A 19,174-nucleotide genomic window follows, 5' to 3' on the forward strand; every position below is an offset into this window, starting at 1 on the left:
GTCGCAGCCGGAGCGCTGGGGATCAGCCGGTCACATTTCTACCGAGTTCTCGGAGAGTTTCGTAGGCGCGTCTTCTCGGCCGCAGAAGCGATTCGAGAGGCAAGCGCGGATGACCTCAGGCGCTTGGAGGAGACGCGAAGGAAGCGAGCCTGCGACGAACCCAACTAGACATTGTTCTCGTGAGCGCGATCCGTGAGACTGTCGACAAGCGCCGTGATTTCCGCACGGATCTGCCTTCCGAGTTCTTGCATTGCCTCTTCATTTGCATCGAGCCCTAGCTCCTCGCGCAGGCGGGCCAATACCTTGATCTGTTGGGGAGCAATTTGTTCGATCCGGGGCCGCATCAAGTACGAGAACGCTAGCTTAGTCTTGCCCGCCAGCATCGTTCGCTGAGCGTGAATCTTCTGAGCATTGTCGAGCCACTCCTTCACGCGCTTCTCTTCCAGCAGCAGATTGTTGATCTCGGCGACACCCTCTTTTGAATGCGGGTCAGCTCGACCAAGCGCAGTGACAACTCGATCCCATTCCTGCATATAGAAATCCACGCGTTCTCTTGCCATCTGTTCCAGCTTGATCGCGTCTCGCGGCGGGACGGTATCGGCAATAGAACGCAGGAGCGTCGTCGCGAAAAGACCGGCGAGCTTTCCAGCTTCAGCCGCAGTGGTTGGATCGGCCACGATCTGCAGTTTGGCATGGGCTACGGCGAAGCCTCGAATGGCGACCACCGGATCAGTATCCATATCCAAGGTGTACAGAGTCGCAAGCGCGAATTGGGTCTTGACCACTTCTTCTGCAGACTCCAGATAAACCTCGCGCCGCATTTCCGTTTCGCGCTTAACCGTGGCCTCCGTAGCCGCATGCTCCAACTGCATCGTGAGGCGGTCAGCGTCATGGAGCAACTGCAGTTCCGTTTTTCGTTCGTCCGCCGCAAGCTGTAGCGCAGCCCGGCGATCGTGGCTCCGGTTCGTCAATATCACGCCGGTCAACGCCAGCGGCCCGACGATCAATGCAGCCCAGAAGGTGCCAGGCACCGCCTGTACAAGGCTCCAATCGATGTGGGTGAAACTCGCACCAAGAGTCAAAAGCACGGATGCAGCTGCCGTAACAGCGCAAGCAACGTAGAGCTTGAACGGAGCGGCTGGAGGTAAAACAGCATCCTCACGCTCAGTACGGCGTCTATCGATCTCGTCTGATACTCGCGAACTCTGCTCTGGCGTGCCCATGATTTAGTCCGAAATTGGGTTGCGGCGATCATAGGCGCGAAGCAAATTCGCACCTATTGTCAATAGTCAAAGTGTCGCGTCACGAAGAGACAATTTAAGGCTGGATCGCAGGAGACACTTTGGCCCAGAATTCATACCAATTCAGGTAGGTCTCAACAATCCGCCTGAAGGTTTCTCCTCCAGCCTCCCTGTGAAATTGGGCCCCGTTACCGCAAGGTTCCGGGGCCTTTTTCTTGCCTCGCACCATGCTGAGCATCCGTCGCACGGGCCCGTCAATGGCCGACGTGATACGCGACATCGGGGATGTGCACGCGCGCGTGCTTCCCTACGCTGCAGCGGCGGCACTCACGAAGAACGTGAAGCGGGCGCAGTCCGCTGTGATCGAGGAGATGCGCCGCGACTTCAGGAACCCGGTGGCGTACACGCTCAACGCGACGCGCATCGAGGTCGCCACCGCCGAGAACCTGAAGGCGCGCCTTGCCGTGAAGGACCAGCGCAGCGGCAACGGCACCCGGCCCGAGAGTTTCCTGCTGCCCGAAGTCGAAGGCGGACAGCGGAAAGAGAAGGGCTTCGAGCGAGCGCTTCGTGCGGCGGGCATCCTGGCGGCGGGCGAGTGGGCGCTGCCGGGCTCTGGCGTTCAGCTCGACGCGGCGGGCAACGTCTCCGGCTCGACGGTGCGCAGCGTCTTGCGTCAGGTACAGCGCCCGGGCGCTCGGCAGGCGCGCGGCACCGGCGCCATCTTCGCCGGTGCGGTCGGCCGCAAGCAGACGCGCGGCATCTGGCAGCGCAATGGCGACGGCCTCAAGGCGCTTTTCATCTTCACTCGCACCGCCCCGACCTATCGGTCGCTCCTCGACTTCGAGGGTGCCGCTGCGGCGTCCGTGCGCGAGAACTTCGCGGCGGACTTCTACGCGGCCGCGAGTTCCATCCGAAGGAAGTTCACCTCATGAGCATGACGCTCGCGCAGCTGCAGGCGCGTCTGGACAGCTACCTCGCGGCAGAGGCTCGAATCCTCGAATCGCAGGAATACACGGTGGGCCAAGGGTCCACGGCGCGGCGCAACCGCCGGGCCGAGCTGGAACAGGTGCGCGCGGCCATCACTGACCTGCGCGCGGACATCGCCAAGCTGGAAGGCGCGGCCCGTGGCGGGCGCCGCGTGCATCAACTTCGCCCGAGGGCCTGATACATGCGCGCCACAGTATTCGATCGCGTCGTCGCTGCAGTCTCCCCGGACTGGGGCGTCCAGCGTCTGAAGAGCCGTATGCAGTTCGAGGCCCTGGCCTCTCTGCCCTCGGCGGAGGCGGACATGGGCAGCGGCTTCGGCACGATGGGCGGCGTCGGCGATACGGGTCGTGACGACGGCGGCTCGCGCAACTGGCGCCCGCGCCCGCGTGACGCCCGCTCGGACTCGGTGCGCGCACTCCCCCTGCAGCGTGGCCAATCGCGCGACCTGGCCCGCACCAGCCCGATTGCCGGCGGAGCGATCAACACCAACGTCGATCGCGTTGTCGGCACGGGCCTGGCGCTGAGTGCCCAACCGAACCGCGCGATCCTCGGCTGGTCGGCCGAGGAGACGGCGGAATGGCGCGCGAAGACGCATGCCGAGTTCAGCCTTTTCGCGGACAGCCCCGAATGCGACTTCGAGGGTGAACTGAATTTCTACGAGAAGCAGGAACTGACGTTGCGCTCCACGCTGGAGAGCGGCGACTGCTTCAACATCCTGCCGGACGGCATCGCCTCGGCCACGCAGCCCTATCGCCTTCGCATCCAGACGCTGGAGGCAGATCGTTGCGGCAACCCGCGCAACGGCTCCGACACCGACACGATGTCGGCTGGTGTGCTGTTCGGCCCCAACAACGGGCCGTCGCAGTACTTCTTCTACGACCGCCATCCCGGCTCGCTGATCTTCCGCGGCGATCGATACGCAGGCCAGTGGTACGAGCGGATCGGCCGCAGCGGTCGCCGCCGCGTCCTGCACCACTACCGGAAGCGGCGCCCGGGCCAGTCCCGAGGCATTCCGTACCTCGCGCCCATCGTGGGCTGCATCAAGCAGCTGTCGCGCTACACGGAGGCCGAGATCGCTGCGGCGGTCATCAGCGCCTACTTCACGGTCTTCATCAAGAGCGACGCCGGCAATGCCTCCGCCCCGATCTTCCAGGGTGATCCGGGGCCTGGCGAGGGTGGGCCAGGCCCAGCCGGTGCAGGGTTCGAGATGGGGCCGGGCTCCATCGTCGACCTGGCCAAGGGCGAAGAGGCGCAGTTCGCCAACCCGCTGCGCCCGAACCCGAACTTCGACAAATTCGTGCTCGCGGTGTGCCGCCAGATCGGCATGGCACTGGGCCTGCCCTACGAACTGCTGCTGAAGCAGTTCAACGCGAGCTACAGCGCAAGCAAGGCGGCGCTGCTCGACGCCTGGATCTACTTCCGTGGCGTGCGCGTCTGGCTCGCGCGCAGCTTCTGCCAGCCCATCTACGAGACGTGGATGGCTGAAGCCGTGGCCACGGGCCGCATCGTCGCGCCGGGGTTCTTCACCGACCCTCTCATGCGCTGGGCCTACACCCGCGCGATCTGGCCCGGTGACAGCATGGGCTCGATCAATCCGAAGGACGAAGTCGCGGCGTACAGCGCGGCCGTCGACGCCCGGCTCATGTCGCGCGAGCGCGCTGAGTGGGAGCTGTTCGGCACCGACTGGAACGAAACCTTCGACCAGAAGCAGGCCGAGGAAGAGCGCCTGCGTGCGAACGACATGTTGCCCGTGCCCAAGGCCGGCGCTGCGGCGGCCCCGAAGGCGGATGCCCCCAAGGCGCCCGACAGCAACCCACCCGACGAAGAAGACGGAGCAATCCCGGCATGACCCTCCTCGAACTCCTGCGCTCGCCCTGGGCCATCTTGCCCGACCGCCTGCACGAGATGCAAGCCATCTACGCGACACACCTGCGCGGCGAAAAGATCGACATCGCTGCAGTCGAAGCCCGCCTTGGCCGTCCGCTGGCCAACGACCAGCAGGAGTACTCGGTGCAGCAGGGCGGCGTGGCGGTGCTGTCGCTCGAAGGGGTGATGGCGCCGAAGGCGAACCTGTTCATGCGCATCAGCGGCGGCATCAGCACGCAGCTGGCGGAGAAGCAGATCGAAAGCGCCATGGCCGACAGCCGCGTGCGCTCGCTGCTCATCGCGTGGGACAGCCCGGGCGGCAGTGTCTTCGGCACCGCCGAGCTGGCGCAGTACATCCGGGAGGCCTCGGACACCAAACCCATCGTCGTCGTCAGCCCGGGGATGCTCGCGAGTGCGGCGTACTTCGCGGGCAGCGCCGCGAATGCGGTCTACGTGACCGGCCCCAACGTCCACGTCGGCTCCATCGGCGTCGTCGCAGAGCACGACTACACGCCTCGTCGCGACGGTGGCCAGACCTCGGAGATCGTGGCCGGCCGCTACAAGCGGATCGCTTCGGACAACGCGCCCCTCACCGAGGAAGGGCGCCAGAACATCCAGGAGCGTGTGGACTATCTCTACAGCGTGTTCGTCGACGCCGTTGCACAGCAACGCAGCACTACGACGGACCTCGTACTCGAGCGCATGGCCGATGGCCGTGTGTTCGTCGGCCAGCAGGCCATCGATGCAGGACTCGTGGACGGTGTTGCCACGATCGACGCGTTGGTGGAGCAGCTGGCCACCGATCCCGCGAAGTTCGCGACGCGCCGCAAGGCCGTGTTCGCGGTCGCGGGTCTCCCGTCCGTGGCTGCCGGTGCTGCGCCCGAAGACGAATCCTCCAACCGTGAAAAGGAACCTGTCATGCCCGATGCTGACAACAAGACCCCCCTCACGCGTGAGTCCTTCGAGCGGGATCACGCGGCGCTGTTTGCGTCCCTGCGCTCCGAGTTCTCCGCCCAAGGCGCCACGCAGGAACGCGAGCGCATCCAGGCGGTGCGCGCCACCGCCATGCCCGGCCACGAAAAGCTGGTGGAGCAACTGGCCTTCGACGGCAAGACCACCGCCGGCGAGGCCGCGCAGCAGGTTCTTGCCGCCGAGCGCTCGCGCGTCGCCGCCGCCGCGCAGGGCCACTTCAACGACGCGCCTCCGGCCGCTCCGGGCGCGCACGCGCCGGACGGCGGCGAGGGCGAGAAGGACACCGACCGCAGCGTCGGCAAGCGCGCCGCTGCGGCCTTCAACAAGCTGCGCGGTCTGTCCTGAACCCGCGCGACCTCCCTCAACTTCAAGGAAAGACCATGACCTTCCTCGCAACCTTCAAGTCCGAAGGCTTCGTGCCCGGTGGCCTGATCGCCGGCAACGCCAGCTTGCTGATCAGCGAGCCGATCGTGCTGTCCAGCGGGCAGAACCTGAAGCGCGGCGCGCTGCTCGGCAAGATCACCGCCACGGGCGAATACGTGCTGAGCCTGGCGGCGTCGACCGACGGCTCGGAAGTGCCCTCGGCCGTCCTCGTCGAAGACACCGATGCCACCGCCGGTGACGCCGCGACGGTCGCCTACACGCGCGGCGACTTCATCGCGCAGGGCGTGATCCTCGGCACCGGCCACACCATCGCCAGCGTCAAGCCCGGCCTGCGCGATCAAGGCATCTTCCTCATCGACCAACTGCCGGTCTGAGGCACAGAGAGCCCATCTCCAACCGAACAACGGAGTCAGAAAACCATGCCCGACATCTTCAGCACCGACGCACTGGTCGCAGTCATCGAAGACCTGCGCGTCCCGCAGCTCGGCCTCGCCGGCCGCTACTTCCCGACCATGATCGAGGAAGACACCGAGGAGATCCACTTCGACGTGGAGAACCGTCCGCGCCGCATGGCGCCCTTCGTCAGCCCGCTCGTGGCTGGGCAGTTGGTCAAGAGCCGTGGCTTCTCGACCAACACCTTCAAGCCCGCCTACATCAAGGACAAGCGGGTCTTCCACCCGGGTCGTGCCATCAAGCGCGTCATCGGGGAGCGTATCGGCGGCGGCGACCTGTCCCCCGCAGAACGCATGGAGATCCTCGTCGCCCAAGACCTGCAGGATCAAATTGATGGTCTGGAGCGCCGCCTCGAATGGATGGCCGCGCAGGTTCTCTACAACGGCAAGGTCACCGTCAAGGGCGCACAGTACCCCGAGGTCGTCGTCGACTTCGGCCGCAGCACCGATCTGACGGTGAACCTGACGAACGCGAACCGGTGGGGAGAAACCGGCGTCAAGTCGCTCGACGACATGCAGAATTGGTCGGACGCGATGGTCAAGCGCACCGGCGTCGGTATCTCCGACTTCATCATGACCATCGACGCATGGAAGGTGTTCCGCTCCGACCCGGACGTAAAGGAACGACTGGACCGCTACCGCGGAAACAGCACGATGCAGCAGGACGCCCACAATCGCGAGGGCCTGGTCTTCCAGGGCGTGGTGGATGGATTCAACATCTACACCTACAGCGGCTGGGGCATCGAGCCGGGCGACACCGAGGCGTCCGAGCAGGCGCTGCTGCCGGCCTTCACGGTCATCGGCACGGCCGCTCCTGATCTGGTCGAGGGCGTGCGGCAATTCGGCGCCATCCTCGACCACGAGGCGCTGCAGGCCATGGCGTACTTCCCGAAGAGCTGGATCGAGAAGGACCCCAGCCTGCGCATGCTGCTGCTGCAGTCCGCGCCGCTACTGGTGCCATACCGCGTCAACTCCACGTTCCGCGCGAAGGTTCGCTGATCGCCATGATCGACTGCACGCACGACCTGGCCACGGTCTTCTTCGGCGACGACTTCGCCGTGCCTTTCACGCGCCGCAGGCGTGCCGCTGCCGACGTGACGGTCATGGTGATCATCGGCACCGTCGATTCCGATGCGCTGGATGCGCGGGCCCGCGCGGCCACGCGCACCGCCCGCTTCGCCGCTGGCCAGGACGTGCGCGCAGACGACGAGCTGATCGCTGGCGCTGCGGTCGGGCCGGAGGTGCCTGCGGGCACGGTCTTCAAGCTGCTGGACCACCCGCAGCGCGTCAACGACGGGCTGGAAATGGAGGTGCTGCTCGGCAGCGTGACGCCATGAGCCTGCTGGAAGACGCGCTGCCGGTCGGCGCTCCCTTCGCGATCGGCGCGGTGCTCTACGCGGCGCTGCAGGCGGCGCTTGAGCCGCAAGGCGTCAAGACCCTCAACAACCCGGTTCGCGCATCGTCCCTCAAGGATGGCGCGCGGATCGTGTTCTACGAGGACGTTTCCGATCGACCCGATCGCAGCGGAGACCAGCCGGGCGGCCAGCCGAAGCGGACTTTCAGTTTCAACCTCTGCGCGATCAACCGCGCCGAGGGTGCGGAGGCCGCGCGGCGCGGTTCCCACGAGGACTACCGCGCAGCGAAGCGCGTGGTGCGTGATGCGCTGAAGGGTTTGAGGCAGGCCGTGATGGTCACCAGCGTGCTGCGCGAAGGCGACGTGACCTATCGCATCGAGAACATCGACGTGGGAGGCGGGCTGATTCTCGGCACGTTCTCAGTCGACTACCGCGACCCGAGCTGACCCTCGGTCGATTCAACCATCCCCACGGCCCGCATGCCTCGCGCAGCGGGCCTTTTTTCTGGAGAGTGTCATGAGCGACGCACAAGCAATTTTGGGCGCGGGCTCCGTTCAACTGAACGTGTTCGATCCCGCCACGCAGGCCTATCTCGGTTGGGGCGACCCGCTGGGTGCCGACCGTTTCGAGCTCACCCCCGATTCGGACCTGAAAGAGAAGACCTCGAAGAAGCGCGAGAGCTACGGGCAGGCCGTCGCCGCCGTTGCTCTGTCGAAGCCCACCAAGATCGTGATCGTGATCTCGGCGGCCGACAAAGCTGCGTTGGCGATGCAATTCCAGGGCGTTCTGGCGTCGTACTCGCAAGGTGCAGGGAGCATCGCTGGCACCTTCCCGGCGAAGCTCGACAAGTGGGTATCGCTGGGCAAGCGACAGATCGTCGAAGCAGGGTTCAGCCTGACCGGCGCCACAGCCGGAGCGCTGACGAAGGACGTGGACTACCAGATCGACTACGCCAATGGGCAGGTGAAGATTCTTTCGAGCAGCGAAGTCGCCGCAAACGAGGTCATCACGGTGGCCGGCACCGCGCTCGCCGTGACGGGTACGCGCATCCGGGGTGGCACGCAGCCTCAGGTGCGCGCACAGGCCCGCTTCATCGGCGTGAACATGGTCGACGAATCGCCAATGACCGCCGAGGTCTATGAAGCGAAGCTGCGCTCGACGCAGGGCTTCGACTTCCTGGCCGACGACTTCAACGGCATCCAGCTCGAAGGCACGTGCGTGGTGCCGGTCGGGAAGACCGAGCCCTTCGTCGTCGACTTCGACAACGCGCCCACGCCCTGACCTTCCACTGAGCAGACGCGAACCTCGGCGCCTCGTGCGTCGGGGCATTCGCGCGTTCATCCACTCCCATACGAGACACGAGCGTGACCGATCCGAAGATCAGGTACGACATCGAGGCCGGCATCAAGGGCGAGGCCGATGCGAAGCAGCTGGAGGGCACGCTGCGCTCGCTTGGTGACACCCTGGAGGGCGAACTTGCGCAGGAGGCGACGAAAGCGGCAGATGCGCTGCAGAACCTCGGCGCCAAGCAGGAAGCCATCCAGACATTCAACGTGCTGCGGCGTACCACGCAGCAGCTCGGGCAGGAACTCGACACCGCGTCGGCGGCTGTCGATCGCCTCGGCGCAGAGCTGCCGCAGGCGGCAACCGCTACGGCCGCGTTCGCGGCGGCAGAAGCCAAGGCGCGCGCGGCCGTCGAAGGCGCCAAGGCGGATCTGGACGAACAGCGCCTGGCGCTGGTGAAACTGCGCACCGAATACACCGGCGGTGCCCGCAGGACCGACGAATACCGTGAGGCCAACGCCCAACTCTTGGTCACGGTGCGCGAGTTGCGGGCGAACCTGGCAGAGCAGCGCGCCTCCCTTTCCGCTGCGGCTGGCGCTACCCGTGCCGCCCAGCAGGCTGAGCGCGCCCTCGCCACCGAGTACGACCGCTCCGTCGCCAGTGCGCGCAAGCTGAGCGCGGAGGTCGGCAGCAAGAATGCCGCGCTCGAAGCCTCCCGAGGCACGCTGCGCGCGCTGGGCCTGGAGACGGGCCAACTCGCGCTGGCCGAGCGCAACCTCGAACAGGCCATTGCCCAAGTCCGTGAGCGTGTGAACGGTCTGGCGCCGGCCTTCGCGCAGCAGGCTGCTGCCGCGAACGGAGCGGCCCAGCGCCAGATCGCCGACCAGCGCACCCTGCGCGACGGCGTGCGCTCGGTCGGCGACGAACTGCGGCGCATCCAAGCCATCGCGGCCGTTGCACTCGGCGGCAGCTTCGTGGGCGGCTTGATCAAGGACGTGGCAGAGACCGCCGACGGGTTCAAGAACCTGCAGGCTCGCATTCGCCTTGCGACGGGCGAGGGGCAGGCCTTCAACTCGGCGATGCAGGGCGTGACCGATGTTGCGTTGCGGACCAACAGCGCGCTCGACGAAACGGCAACTCTGTTCGTCCGGCTGGCCAAGGCCGGCACCGAATCCGGATTGAGCGCGAAGGCTGCACAGGATCAAGCCCTCGCGCTGACCGAGACCATCAACCAGGCGATCCAGCTCTCGGGCAGCAGCGCCGAGTCGTCGAAGGCGGCGCTGACGCAGTTGATTCAGGGCCTGCAGTCCGGCGTGCTGCGCGGAGAAGAGTTCAACTCGGTGATGGAACAGGCCCCGCGTCTGGCGCAAGCGCTCGCGCAAGGGCTCAACCTTACGACGGGCGAGCTGCGCAAGCAGGCCGAGCAGGGCGTGCTGACCAGCGCGACCGTGATTCGCGCCCTGACCAGCCAGTCGACGGCGGTGGCTTCGGAGTTCGGCAAGCTGCCTGCGACCGTGGGGCGCTCGCTGCAGAACCTGCAGACGCAGTGGCAGCTCTACGTCGGCGCCACCGACAACGGCATGGCGTCCAGCGCGAACCTGGCGCGGATCATCGACGGCCTCGCCAAAAACCTCGACACGCTCGTATCGACTCTGTACGCCGCCGGCAAGGCCTACGCCGCGCTGAAGATCGGCGGCTTGGCCATCGACGCCTACAGGTGGGCGACGGCCACTCTGGGCGCCACGTCTGCCATCGCGGCCAACACGACGGCGACCATCAACAACACGGTCGCGCATACCGCGAACGCCGCTGCGACCCGTGCCAGCGCCGCCGGGCATGCGGCTGCGGGGGCAGGGGCCGCAGCCGGTGCGGCCTCGGCAGCGCGTGCCGGGTTGGTCTGGCGCGCGACGACAAGTCTCATGGGCCCCATGGGCTTCGCGGTTGCCGCTCTCGCGCCCGAGTTCGTACGTTTCGGCGAAACCATCGGCGAGACGGCGGCGAAGGTTGCCGGTTACGGCAAGGTCATGAAGGAGGCGGAAGACCGGCTCCGCCTCCAAGAGGAGGTTCTGAAGTCCAACGCCGCCCAGCAGCGTGCGATGGCGCTGGCCGTGCAGGAGGCGCGGGACAAGCAGTTCGAGCTGACGAAGGCCGCTGTCGGCACCATCGCCAAGTTCGACGAGATGCGCGCCAAGGGCGACAGCGCGGCGGAGGCCATCTCGAAGATCGGCCGGGACTTCGACCTGTCGACCGTGCCAGGCATCAAGGATGCGGGCGCGGTCCTCGACAAGCTGCTCGCCGACGGGAAGATCGCCGCCGGCCAGTTCCAGGACACATGGGCGCAAGCGCTCAAGGGTGAAGACCTCGGACTGTTCGAGACGCGCGCGCGCACGGCGTTCGCAGGCGCGACGCGGGAGGCGGAGCGCATGGCGGCGGTGCTCGACCAGTCGGCCCGAGAAGCCATCCGCCGCACAGGCCTCGACTTCTCTCAGTTGTCCGACGGCGTGGGCGCAGCGTCGCGCAGCGCGATCAACGACACGCAGGCGATCATCAACTCGCTCGATCGCCTCAAGGCGCAGGGTGTCGACACCGGAACGGCACTCGCGGCCAGCCTGTCCAAGAGCATCGACACGGCAGACAGCCAGAAGGCGCTGGACGGCATCCGTGGACAGATCGAACAGGTGCGCGCGCAGCTGGGCAACAAGGTGGCCGATGGGTTCCTGCAGCAGGCGGCGCTGAAGGCCGAGGAGCTGCGGGTGAAGTTCGAGGAACTTAAGCCCGGCATCCAGAGCGCTGGCGAGGCCATGAAGTTCTTCGGTCTCCAGACGCAAACTGCGCTGAAGACCGCGTCGACCAACTCACGCGAGGCCTACGACGCCTTGAAGAACAGCGGGCAGGCTTCTGCAGATCAGCTGCGCCAGGCATTCGAGCGAGTGGCCAAGGATGCGATCGCAGCGAACAAGGGCATCGCCCCATCCTGGCTGATCACCGAGGACGCCATCCTGCGGGCCCGCGAGGCGACGGAGAACTTCGGCCGGTCCACCACCGAGACGCTGCGCCAGGCTGGCGACAGCTGGCGAGCGTATGGCCAGATCGTGCGATCCGAGGGCTCGGCCACGCCTGGCGTGATCGGACCGAATCAAGAGATCAAGTCGGTTACAGGAGACACGCGCGAGCAGCGCCTCGCCGGCCAGAACGCCACCGACAACCGCCTGATGTTCGAGCTGCGGGACAAACTGCGGGCCGGCACCCTCACTGCCGAGGACGCGGGCTCATTGCGCGCGGTTATCGCTGCGCTGAAGCAGAACGCGCAGGTGAATGCCGATGCCGACAAGAAAGGCTCGTTCATCTCGCTGGAAGGCCGGCGCGACGATGCCCAGTGGCAGGCGATGGGCGCGCGCTTCGCGCAGGAACTGGCCAAGCTGGAGCGCCCGCAGAGCGCTCGCAGCACGAAGCACGAGGTACAGCTGACGGTTCCCGGCGGCGACGCTGGCAGCTTCAACATGGAGTCCGAGGCGGACGCACAGAAGCTGATTGGCCTGCTCGGTCGGGTGAAGGGGCGTTCGTCATGAGCATCACCCTGCAGTACGGCACGGACCCTGTGCTTCCGCTCGACGAAGACCTGTATTGGGTCGACGAGAACCAGTACAGCCCGGTTCAGTCGTCGGTCGACGTGAGCCTCGACGGCGCACTGATCGTTCAAGAGGACGGCGATTCGACGCGGCCCGGCCGTCCCATCACCCTGCAGCCCATCGACGAGAACAGCGCCTGGATGATTCGCGCCGATGTCGACCAGCTCAACGCCTGGGCCGCCATCGCCGGAGCCGTCTTCACGCTGACCCTGCGCGGCGTCGCGCGGTCCGTGAAGTTCCGACACCACGAGAAACCCGCCGTCGACGCCAAGCCCGTCGTGCACTACAGCGACGTGCAGCCGGGCGATTTCTACCTCGTCACCCTCAAGTTCATGGAAGTCTGATCAATGGCCATTCTCAAAGGCGACCCGAGGCTCGTGAAGAGCCAGGTCATGGATGACGTGCCCGAAGGCGGTGGCGGGCCCACCGCGATCGAGGTGATCGACGGCGCGAGCAACGGCATCTTCCCCGATGTGAGCGAGTCCGACCGCGCCGCCGGCCGCGTCTCCGCGCGCAAGGTGCACCTGTGGGTGCAATCGGCCGACACCGACACCTACCTCGGCGCCAACGTCATCATCGCCGAGCCACCCAACGACCCGAACGTGTCGGTCACGATCATGACCACCAACGACACGTTCGACCTGCGCGCCGCAGCTATCTCGCGGATCGAGGCGTACCTCTCGGTGGGCGCGAACTACGCCGGCTTCCTGTTCGGGAACCACATCACCGGCATGAAGACCCTCACCATCTTCCAGCGCACCGATGAGACGCCGCCCATCGGCGGCACGCTCGCGCTCACGAAGCGCGAGGGGTTCAGCGACCAGCTCATCCAGTACGTGCGGATCACCGAGGCGAAGGTCACTCTGCAGACCTTCACCGACGCCTCGGGCGACTTCCAGCGCTACGTTTTGGAGCTCAAGATCAGCGACCCGCTACGTGCCGACTACCCCGGCTTCGACGTGGTGCGCATCGACCCGACGAAGGCCCAGCTCGCCGCCGCCACCAAGGTCAGCAAGGTCATCGTGGCGGACGCCGCGAAGTACTACAGCGTCAAGCCGCTGCAGGTCGGCGCCAACCTCGGCGACTTCAGCGTCAAGGCGCAGGACATCTTCACGCAGCTGGTGCCCAGCGCCCAGGTCGAAACGCCCATTGCAGACGCGCGCACGAATCAGCTGATGAACGGCGTGGTGTCCGGCGGCGGTGCGGTCACCATCGGCTACACCAGCGTCTTCACGACCGCGCAGAACCTCTTCGTGGGCGGCGCGGTCAAGCCGAACACCTTCTCCATCGCCAGCGGAGGGGTCATGTTGACGGACAGCGGCGGTCGGCTCATGAACGCCGGCAGCCAGGTCGGCACCATCGACTACGAAAACGGCGTGCTGGCCCTGCTGACCAACGTGTTCGGCACCGGCTCGGCGACCTTCAGCATCACCTACCAGCCGGCGCAGGCGGTGGAGGCGGTCACGCAGACGCAGGGCTTCGAGGTCACCCCCGAGACGCGCTCCCTGTCCTACGTGCGCACCATCGAGCCGGCGCCTGTGCCTGGCACGCTGTCGATCGCCTACCAGTACAGCAGCCAGTGGTACGTGCTTCGAGACGATGGCTCGGGCGCCATTCGTGGCCCGGACACCGGCTACGGCGCCGGGCAGCTCAACTACACCACGGGCACCGTTTCCGTGACGCTGGGGACGCTGCCCGACGTGGGCAGCGAAGTCATCTACCAGTGGGTGGAGCCGAAGGCGGCGCAGGATGCGGCCGTTCTCACGCTCGACAACAACGGGCGCCTCTACTGGCCGTTCAACACCAGTGGCGTCTCCAGCATCGAGGCCGGCGCGAAGGCCATCGAGCCCGGCGGCCTCTCCATCACATGGAACGACGGCACGGCGAGGACCGTCACCGACGACGGCGCCGGAAACCTGACCGGTGACGGCACCGGCTCGGTGAACTACGCCAAGGGTTCCTTCCGGCTCAGCCCGACGCTGTTGCCTCCGCCTGGCACCGTCATCAACGTGACCGTGTCGTCGATCACGAAGACGCCGGCCACGGCCACCGTCGCATCCGGCTCGGGCAGCTTCGGCGTGACTGGCATCACCCCGGGGTCCATCGACATCGTCGTCAACGGCCAGCTCAAGGGCGTGCGCGGCTCCGACCCGGTGGTGAACTGGGGCGAGCCGGCGAACTACCGCATCGTCGACGACGGCGCCGGCCACCTGATGGTGCTGCTCGCGGACACGCAGCTGCAAGTCGGCACCGTGAACTACGCCGCCGGCACTTTCACGCTGGCCGGCACCACCGTCATCCCTCAAGCCACGGCCGCGCTGCTCACTGCGTGGGACAACATCTTCCTCTACGAGGAAGGCTTCGTGATGGACATCGTGACCGCATAAGAGCGCCCCATGGCAAACGTCACCCTCAACACCCCCCCGTCCAGCGGCGCCTACAAGCTGAAGAAGCGCGCCTACCTCGACCCGACCATCTTCAACAGTACCGTGCTGTCGCTGAGCCTGGCGGGCGTCACTTCCGCCACGGGCACCGTTGCCACGGCCACCAGCGGGAGCCAGAGCCTGTCCGGCGACATGGACCAGCTGCACCTGCGCACGAACGTCGCGAATGCGTTCTCGCTGTCCGGCATCAGCTTCAGCGCCGGCGGCAAGAAATACGTGTCCAAGGCCAGCGGCGACCTGCAGGTCGACCTTTCGCCGGTCACGGGCATCGGCACCAGCGTGGGCACGCTGACGCCCAGCCAGGGCGAGGTAACGCTCAACGCATGGGTGCCCGGCTCATCGCCGGCCGTCAGCGACTGGCGCGGCGTCGCCAGCCCGCCGGTGAACGGCGCCTTCACGCCGTACAACACCTACGCGGTGGTCTTCCGCCTCGCCACCGCGCCAATCCGCACCGGCAGCTTCAGCGTGCTCGGCACGATGGCTGACGGCACGACCTTCAACTACAGCGCGGACAGCGACGGCATCATCAACGCGCCGCGCGTGAAGGGGCGGATCAACTACACCACCGGCGTGGTGAAGCTGGTCGGCGTCTCTCCCACCGCGCCGGCGGGCGTCATCAAGCAGGATCTGTCCTGGCTCAACATCCCGGGCGTGGTCGACGGCTATATCGACCTGATCCGGCAGGAGACGCTGCGCTACAACGCGGTGGCCTTCACCTACCTGCCGCTCGATGCGGACCTGCTCGGCATCGACCCGGTGCGCCTGCCCAGCGATGGCAAGGTGCCCGTGTTCCGCGAAGGCGAACTGGCGGTGGTCGGGCATACCGGCCTAACGGCGCCCGCGACGGCCATCGTCGGCACGCCGATCAGCGCCGGGCGTACGCGCCTCTCGCGGCTTCGCCTGCTGGGCAATGACGGCCACGTCATCCAGACGGGCTACACCGAAGACCTCGAAGCCGGCACCGCCACGCCGACAGACGTGACCGGGTGGTCGCAGCCCGTGCGCATGGAGCACCGGATCGAGGACTACGCGCTCATCCGCGAGGCGCAGATCGACGGCACCATCACCTTCACGCGCCCGCTCACGCACAACTACCCGTTGGGTTCGTTCGTGTCGAGCGCGCTGCGCGCAGGCGACCTGAAGGCGCGCATGTCGCTGATGTTCGACCAGGCGACGTGGAACAACGTGACGTTCTCGGATGTGCCTGTTGGCGACGCCGCGCCAGGCACGTACAACATCGGCGGCAACCCGATGGTGCTGACCAACGCCGGCGCGATCACCGAACGCTGGGCGTTGAGGTTCAAGACCACGCAGACCTTCGACATCGTCGGCGAGCACGTCGGCGTCATCGGCGAGGGCTCCATCAACACCGTCACCGCGCCAATCAACCCGGCGACCGGTGTGCCGTATTTCACGCTCGCAGTCGCGGGGTGGGGTGGCGGCTGGGGCATCGGCAACATCGTTCGCTTCAACACCATCGGCGCGATGTTCCCCTTCTGGCTCATCCGCACCGTGCAGCAAGGCCCCGAGGCGGCGGCCGACTACTCCTTCCTCACCATCGTCCGCGGTGACGTGGACAACCCCATTGCGTAAGGCCAGCACATGACCTCTCCAGTTGATACCAGCGTCAAGTATTTTTCCAGCCTGATGTCGGGGGCGCCGGCACTCAGCGGCACGGTCGGTACCTTGATTGCTCTCTTGGATGCCTGCCTCAAGGATGGCTTCGATACGAAGACGCTGACAGCCCTCACGGTTGCTTCCGGCGTGGCAACGGCCACTTGGTCGGGCAACCACTCCGCGCAGATCGACAGCGTGGTGTCAATCGCTGGCGTCACCGGCGGTCCATCCGGATTCGCTGGACTCAACGGCGAACAGAAGGTGGTCACAAAGCCGACGGCGAGCAGCCTGACGTTTGCAACCGCACTGCCTGACGGCACCTACACCGGCACGATCACAATGAAGATGGCCCCGCTAGGCTTTGCCAAGCCCTTTAGCGGCACCAATCTCGCTGGCTACCAGTCCAGTGACCCGGCCAGCACGAAGATGATCCTGCGCGTGGATGACACGGGGACGACGGTTGCGCGTGTTGTCGGATGTGAGTCGATGACGGATATCAACACCTACGCCGGTCTTTTCCCCTCGGCGTTGCAGATCTCCGGCGGTGGGTACTGGGCCAAGAGCAACAACGCGAACAGCACTGCAGTGCAGTGGATGCTGATCGGAGACTCGCGAGCGTTCTACCTGCACGTCTGCGGTGGGTACTCTTCGAGTTCATCGTTTACGCACGGCTTCACCAAATTTTTCGGCGACACGACGGCGTTCAAGCCCGGTGGCGATGGGTATGCATGTGCGCTCGGGTATTCCACGACATCGACGGCATCATCGCAGACGGACGGTCAGCCGGAGGCCAACACCAATGCGCAGCAGGCGTTTCCGCGTGCACCGTCGGGCTTAGGAACTTCGCAACTGCATATTTGCGCAGCATACACAGGGGCTACGACAGCGTATTCGGGCATCGACACCTTCTTTGGTGCTCTGCCCAACCCAATAGACGGATCGTTGCGGCTATCAAAACGATATTTTGCGACTGGCACTAGCGTAGCCCCGCGCGGCGAGGCCCCTGGCCTCTATTCGACACCCCATTCGCTGGCTTTCGACAGTTTCAAATTCAACGACCGCGTTGCAGGCAGCGGGCCCCTCGTGGGGAAGAACTTCCTCGTGGTGAACCCAAGCAACACGAACACCACCAGCGTGCCCAACACGAGCAACACTGGCGCGACGTTCTTCGACATTACGGGCCCTTGGCCCCGCTAAGCGATGGCGGCACATCGATACTGGCGAGCGCTTGGGCTAGAGAGTTACGGCTCTGTGCTTGAACTCACAGAGTTTCAATTGATATCCGCGGGGGTTCGCGTTGACGCTTCAGCCACGTTGACATCGAACTCGGCGCCGATGACTGGCTCTCTCGCAAACCTAAAAGACGACAGCCTATCGACAGGCGCCGCATGGTCGAGCGCGAGCGGACTCGTTCTGTCGTGGGACTTCGGAGTTGGTGGTTCGGCGGACGTAGATGATATTCGCCTCGGCTCGGCCGCTGATCCTACGAAGTTCCTGTTGTCCGGCAAACTTCAGTATTCCGACGACGCGGCTACATGGGTGGACGCGTGGACACCATTCGCTGGCGTTGCCTGGCCGGGTGTGCGGGCAAAGACATCGTCCGAGGCAATAGGTGCTTGGAATCGTGGATTCAAGAACGATGTTGACCTGAGTTCAGGCGGCACCATTGCCACCTTGAAGTCCGGCAGTGGTCTCTCGCCGCGTGTTCTCACGCCCGCGCGATCGGCAGGTGTTCTGCAGATCGAATTCGAGTGGATCAACGTGTCTCTGTCAGGGGTGACGGCAATCCTCGGTGTCACGGGGCCAGCGAACCTAAGCAGTCCGACTACACCGATCGGAAACTCGACGGACTCATGGGGCTACACGAACTCGGGGCAAAAACGCACGGGTTCGGGTAGTGTTGCCTACGGCGCGTCTTACACGCTGGCGGATGTCATCGGCATGGTCGTTGATTTCTCGGCGGGCTCGATCACCTTCTACAAGAATGGTGTGAGTCAGGGTGTCGCGTATTCCGGGTTGTCGTTCACCGAACTATACGCAGGGGCGCAGCTATTCAATTTCGGATCAAACTGGCAAGTACGGGCGCGCACCAAGGGGTTCACCTTTCCAGTTGCCGGGGCGACACCGTGGGAGCAGCGAGACTCGGCTATCGCGCAGACAGTGGTGCGAGGCAGTACACGCACCACGAACGTCGGGATTGTCCCTTCTGCCTTGACGGTTCCGATGCCGTTCAGGATGCGCATAGACCCTGTGGCGCAGACACGAGGTGACTACCTGACGGGTGTGCTCGGGCGAGGCATCGGTCGTGTCAAGGGCACCACCAAGGACAAGGGCACGCCGAACGTGCCGGTGTCTGAGCGCGTGCGCCTGTACCGCGAGCAGGACGGCTTGCTTATCCGCGAGATGTGGAGCGCGCCGGGCACTGGCGCCTATTCGTTCGACTATGTCGACGAGTACCAGACCTACACCGTCATCTCCTACGACCACGACAAGAATTTTCGCGCCGTGGTTGCCGATGGGTTGACGCTCGCCAACGGCGGCGTGGAGCTGATCGCATGAGCTTCACCGCAACTCAAGCCCTCAACGATTCGATGCTGGTGGGCGGCGTCAACGCAGCGCTCGACGACCACGCAACCAACCACGCCTACGCGGTGCTCTACGACGCGGCGGCCGTGGCGCTGGTCACGATGCTGTTCACCAAGCCTGCCGTCACCTTGGTGAGCCACGAGCTCGTCTTCGATCAGGACAGCGCGAGCGGAGACCTGATCCTCGTGCAAGGCAACGCGGCCTCGTTCAACCTCTACAGCGGGGCAGGCGTGCTGCTCGGCAGCGGCGACGTGACCGACATGGCGGGCGCCGGGCCGCTGAAGATCAGCGGCACCACGGGCACGCTGCTCTATGCCGGCGCGCGGGCCATCCTGGGCGAAATGAAGTTCGTCTGAG

17 protein-coding genes are annotated in these 19,174 nt (G+C 65.5%); 16 read left to right on the plus strand and 1 reads right to left on the minus strand.

The window, feature by feature from the left end:
* Positions 1-164 precede the first annotated feature (164 nt).
* Positions 165-1,223 (minus strand): hypothetical protein, encoded by a 1,059-nt coding sequence (locus G369_RS0110785; protein WP_157773679.1) that lies wholly within the window; start codon positions 1,221-1,223, stop codon positions 165-167.
* Between the two features lie 245 nt (positions 1,224-1,468).
* Here G369_RS0110785 and G369_RS0110790 point away from each other — a divergent pair, with 245 nt between their 5' ends.
* The 16 genes from G369_RS0110790 (at position 1,469) to G369_RS0110860 (ending at position 19,173) form a co-directional block, all read left to right on the plus strand.
* Positions 1,469-2,173, plus strand: coding sequence for a hypothetical protein (locus G369_RS0110790; RefSeq protein WP_157773680.1), 705 nt, complete (start codon positions 1,469-1,471; stop codon positions 2,171-2,173).
* On the plus strand, positions 2,170-2,406 hold the full coding sequence (locus G369_RS0110795; RefSeq protein ID WP_019654011.1) for a DUF6148 family protein: 237 nt from the start codon (positions 2,170-2,172) through the stop codon (positions 2,404-2,406). Before G369_RS0110790 ends, G369_RS0110795 begins: the two co-directional genes overlap by 4 nt.
* A 78-nt stretch (positions 2,407-2,484) precedes the next feature.
* Positions 2,485-4,077 carry a phage portal protein gene (locus G369_RS0110800; protein WP_019654012.1) on the plus strand — a complete coding sequence of 531 codons (1,593 nt, stop codon included), beginning with the start codon at positions 2,485-2,487 and terminating at the stop codon, positions 4,075-4,077.
* Complete coding sequence (locus G369_RS0110805) at positions 4,074-5,411, plus strand: S49 family peptidase (RefSeq protein WP_019654013.1); 1,338 nt, start codon at positions 4,074-4,076, stop codon at positions 5,409-5,411. The genes G369_RS0110800 and G369_RS0110805 overlap by 4 nt, the downstream gene beginning before the upstream one ends.
* 35 nt (positions 5,412-5,446) lie before the next feature.
* Positions 5,447-5,824, plus strand: a complete 378-nt coding sequence (locus tag G369_RS0110810; protein ID WP_019654014.1) for a head decoration protein — start codon at positions 5,447-5,449, stop codon at positions 5,822-5,824.
* Positions 5,825-5,869: 45 nt separating this feature from the next.
* On the plus strand, positions 5,870-6,901 hold the full coding sequence (locus tag G369_RS0110815; RefSeq protein WP_019654015.1) for a major capsid protein: 1,032 nt from the start codon (positions 5,870-5,872) through the stop codon (positions 6,899-6,901).
* A gap of 5 nt (positions 6,902-6,906) precedes the next feature.
* Positions 6,907-7,239: a hypothetical protein gene (locus tag G369_RS0110820; protein WP_019654016.1), complete on the plus strand. Its 333-nt coding sequence runs from the start codon at positions 6,907-6,909 to the stop codon at positions 7,237-7,239.
* Positions 7,236-7,703, plus strand: a complete 468-nt coding sequence (locus G369_RS0110825) for a hypothetical protein (RefSeq protein ID WP_019654017.1) — start codon at positions 7,236-7,238, stop codon at positions 7,701-7,703. The genes G369_RS0110820 and G369_RS0110825 overlap by 4 nt, the downstream gene beginning before the upstream one ends.
* Positions 7,704-7,773: 70 nt before the next feature.
* Positions 7,774-8,538 carry a phage tail tube protein gene (locus G369_RS0110830; protein ID WP_157773681.1) on the plus strand — a complete coding sequence of 255 codons (765 nt, stop codon included), beginning with the start codon at positions 7,774-7,776 and terminating at the stop codon, positions 8,536-8,538.
* A gap of 83 nt (positions 8,539-8,621) precedes the next feature.
* Positions 8,622-12,110: a tape measure protein gene (locus tag G369_RS37090; RefSeq protein WP_019654019.1), complete on the plus strand. Its 3,489-nt coding sequence runs from the start codon at positions 8,622-8,624 to the stop codon at positions 12,108-12,110.
* Entirely contained in the window at positions 12,107-12,514 is a 408-nt protein-coding gene (locus tag G369_RS0110840; protein ID WP_019654020.1) for a hypothetical protein, read from the plus strand. Before G369_RS37090 ends, G369_RS0110840 begins: the two co-directional genes overlap by 4 nt.
* Before the next feature lie 3 nt (positions 12,515-12,517).
* Positions 12,518-14,557: a hypothetical protein gene (locus G369_RS37095; RefSeq protein WP_019654021.1), complete on the plus strand. Its 2,040-nt coding sequence runs from the start codon at positions 12,518-12,520 to the stop codon at positions 14,555-14,557.
* Positions 14,558-14,566: 9 nt separating this feature from the next.
* The gene (locus tag G369_RS37100; protein WP_019654022.1) at positions 14,567-16,207 is read left to right on the plus strand and encodes a hypothetical protein; all 1,641 of its coding nucleotides are present in this window, start codon (positions 14,567-14,569) and stop codon (positions 16,205-16,207) included.
* Between the two features lie 9 nt (positions 16,208-16,216).
* Complete coding sequence (locus tag G369_RS0110850) at positions 16,217-17,428, plus strand: hypothetical protein (RefSeq protein WP_020723032.1); 1,212 nt, start codon at positions 16,217-16,219, stop codon at positions 17,426-17,428.
* Between the two features lie 138 nt (positions 17,429-17,566).
* On the plus strand, positions 17,567-18,790 hold the full coding sequence (locus tag G369_RS39235; RefSeq protein ID WP_208604387.1) for an SPRY domain-containing protein: 1,224 nt from the start codon (positions 17,567-17,569) through the stop codon (positions 18,788-18,790).
* Complete coding sequence (locus G369_RS0110860; RefSeq protein WP_020723034.1) at positions 18,787-19,173, plus strand: hypothetical protein; 387 nt, start codon at positions 18,787-18,789, stop codon at positions 19,171-19,173. The genes G369_RS39235 and G369_RS0110860 overlap by 4 nt, the downstream gene beginning before the upstream one ends.
* The last annotated feature ends 1 nt before the right edge of the window (position 19,174 follow it).

The organism is Variovorax atrisoli 110B (assembly GCF_000382045.1).
In the GTDB taxonomy this organism is placed as follows: domain Bacteria; phylum Pseudomonadota; class Gammaproteobacteria; order Burkholderiales; family Burkholderiaceae_C; genus Variovorax; species Variovorax atrisoli.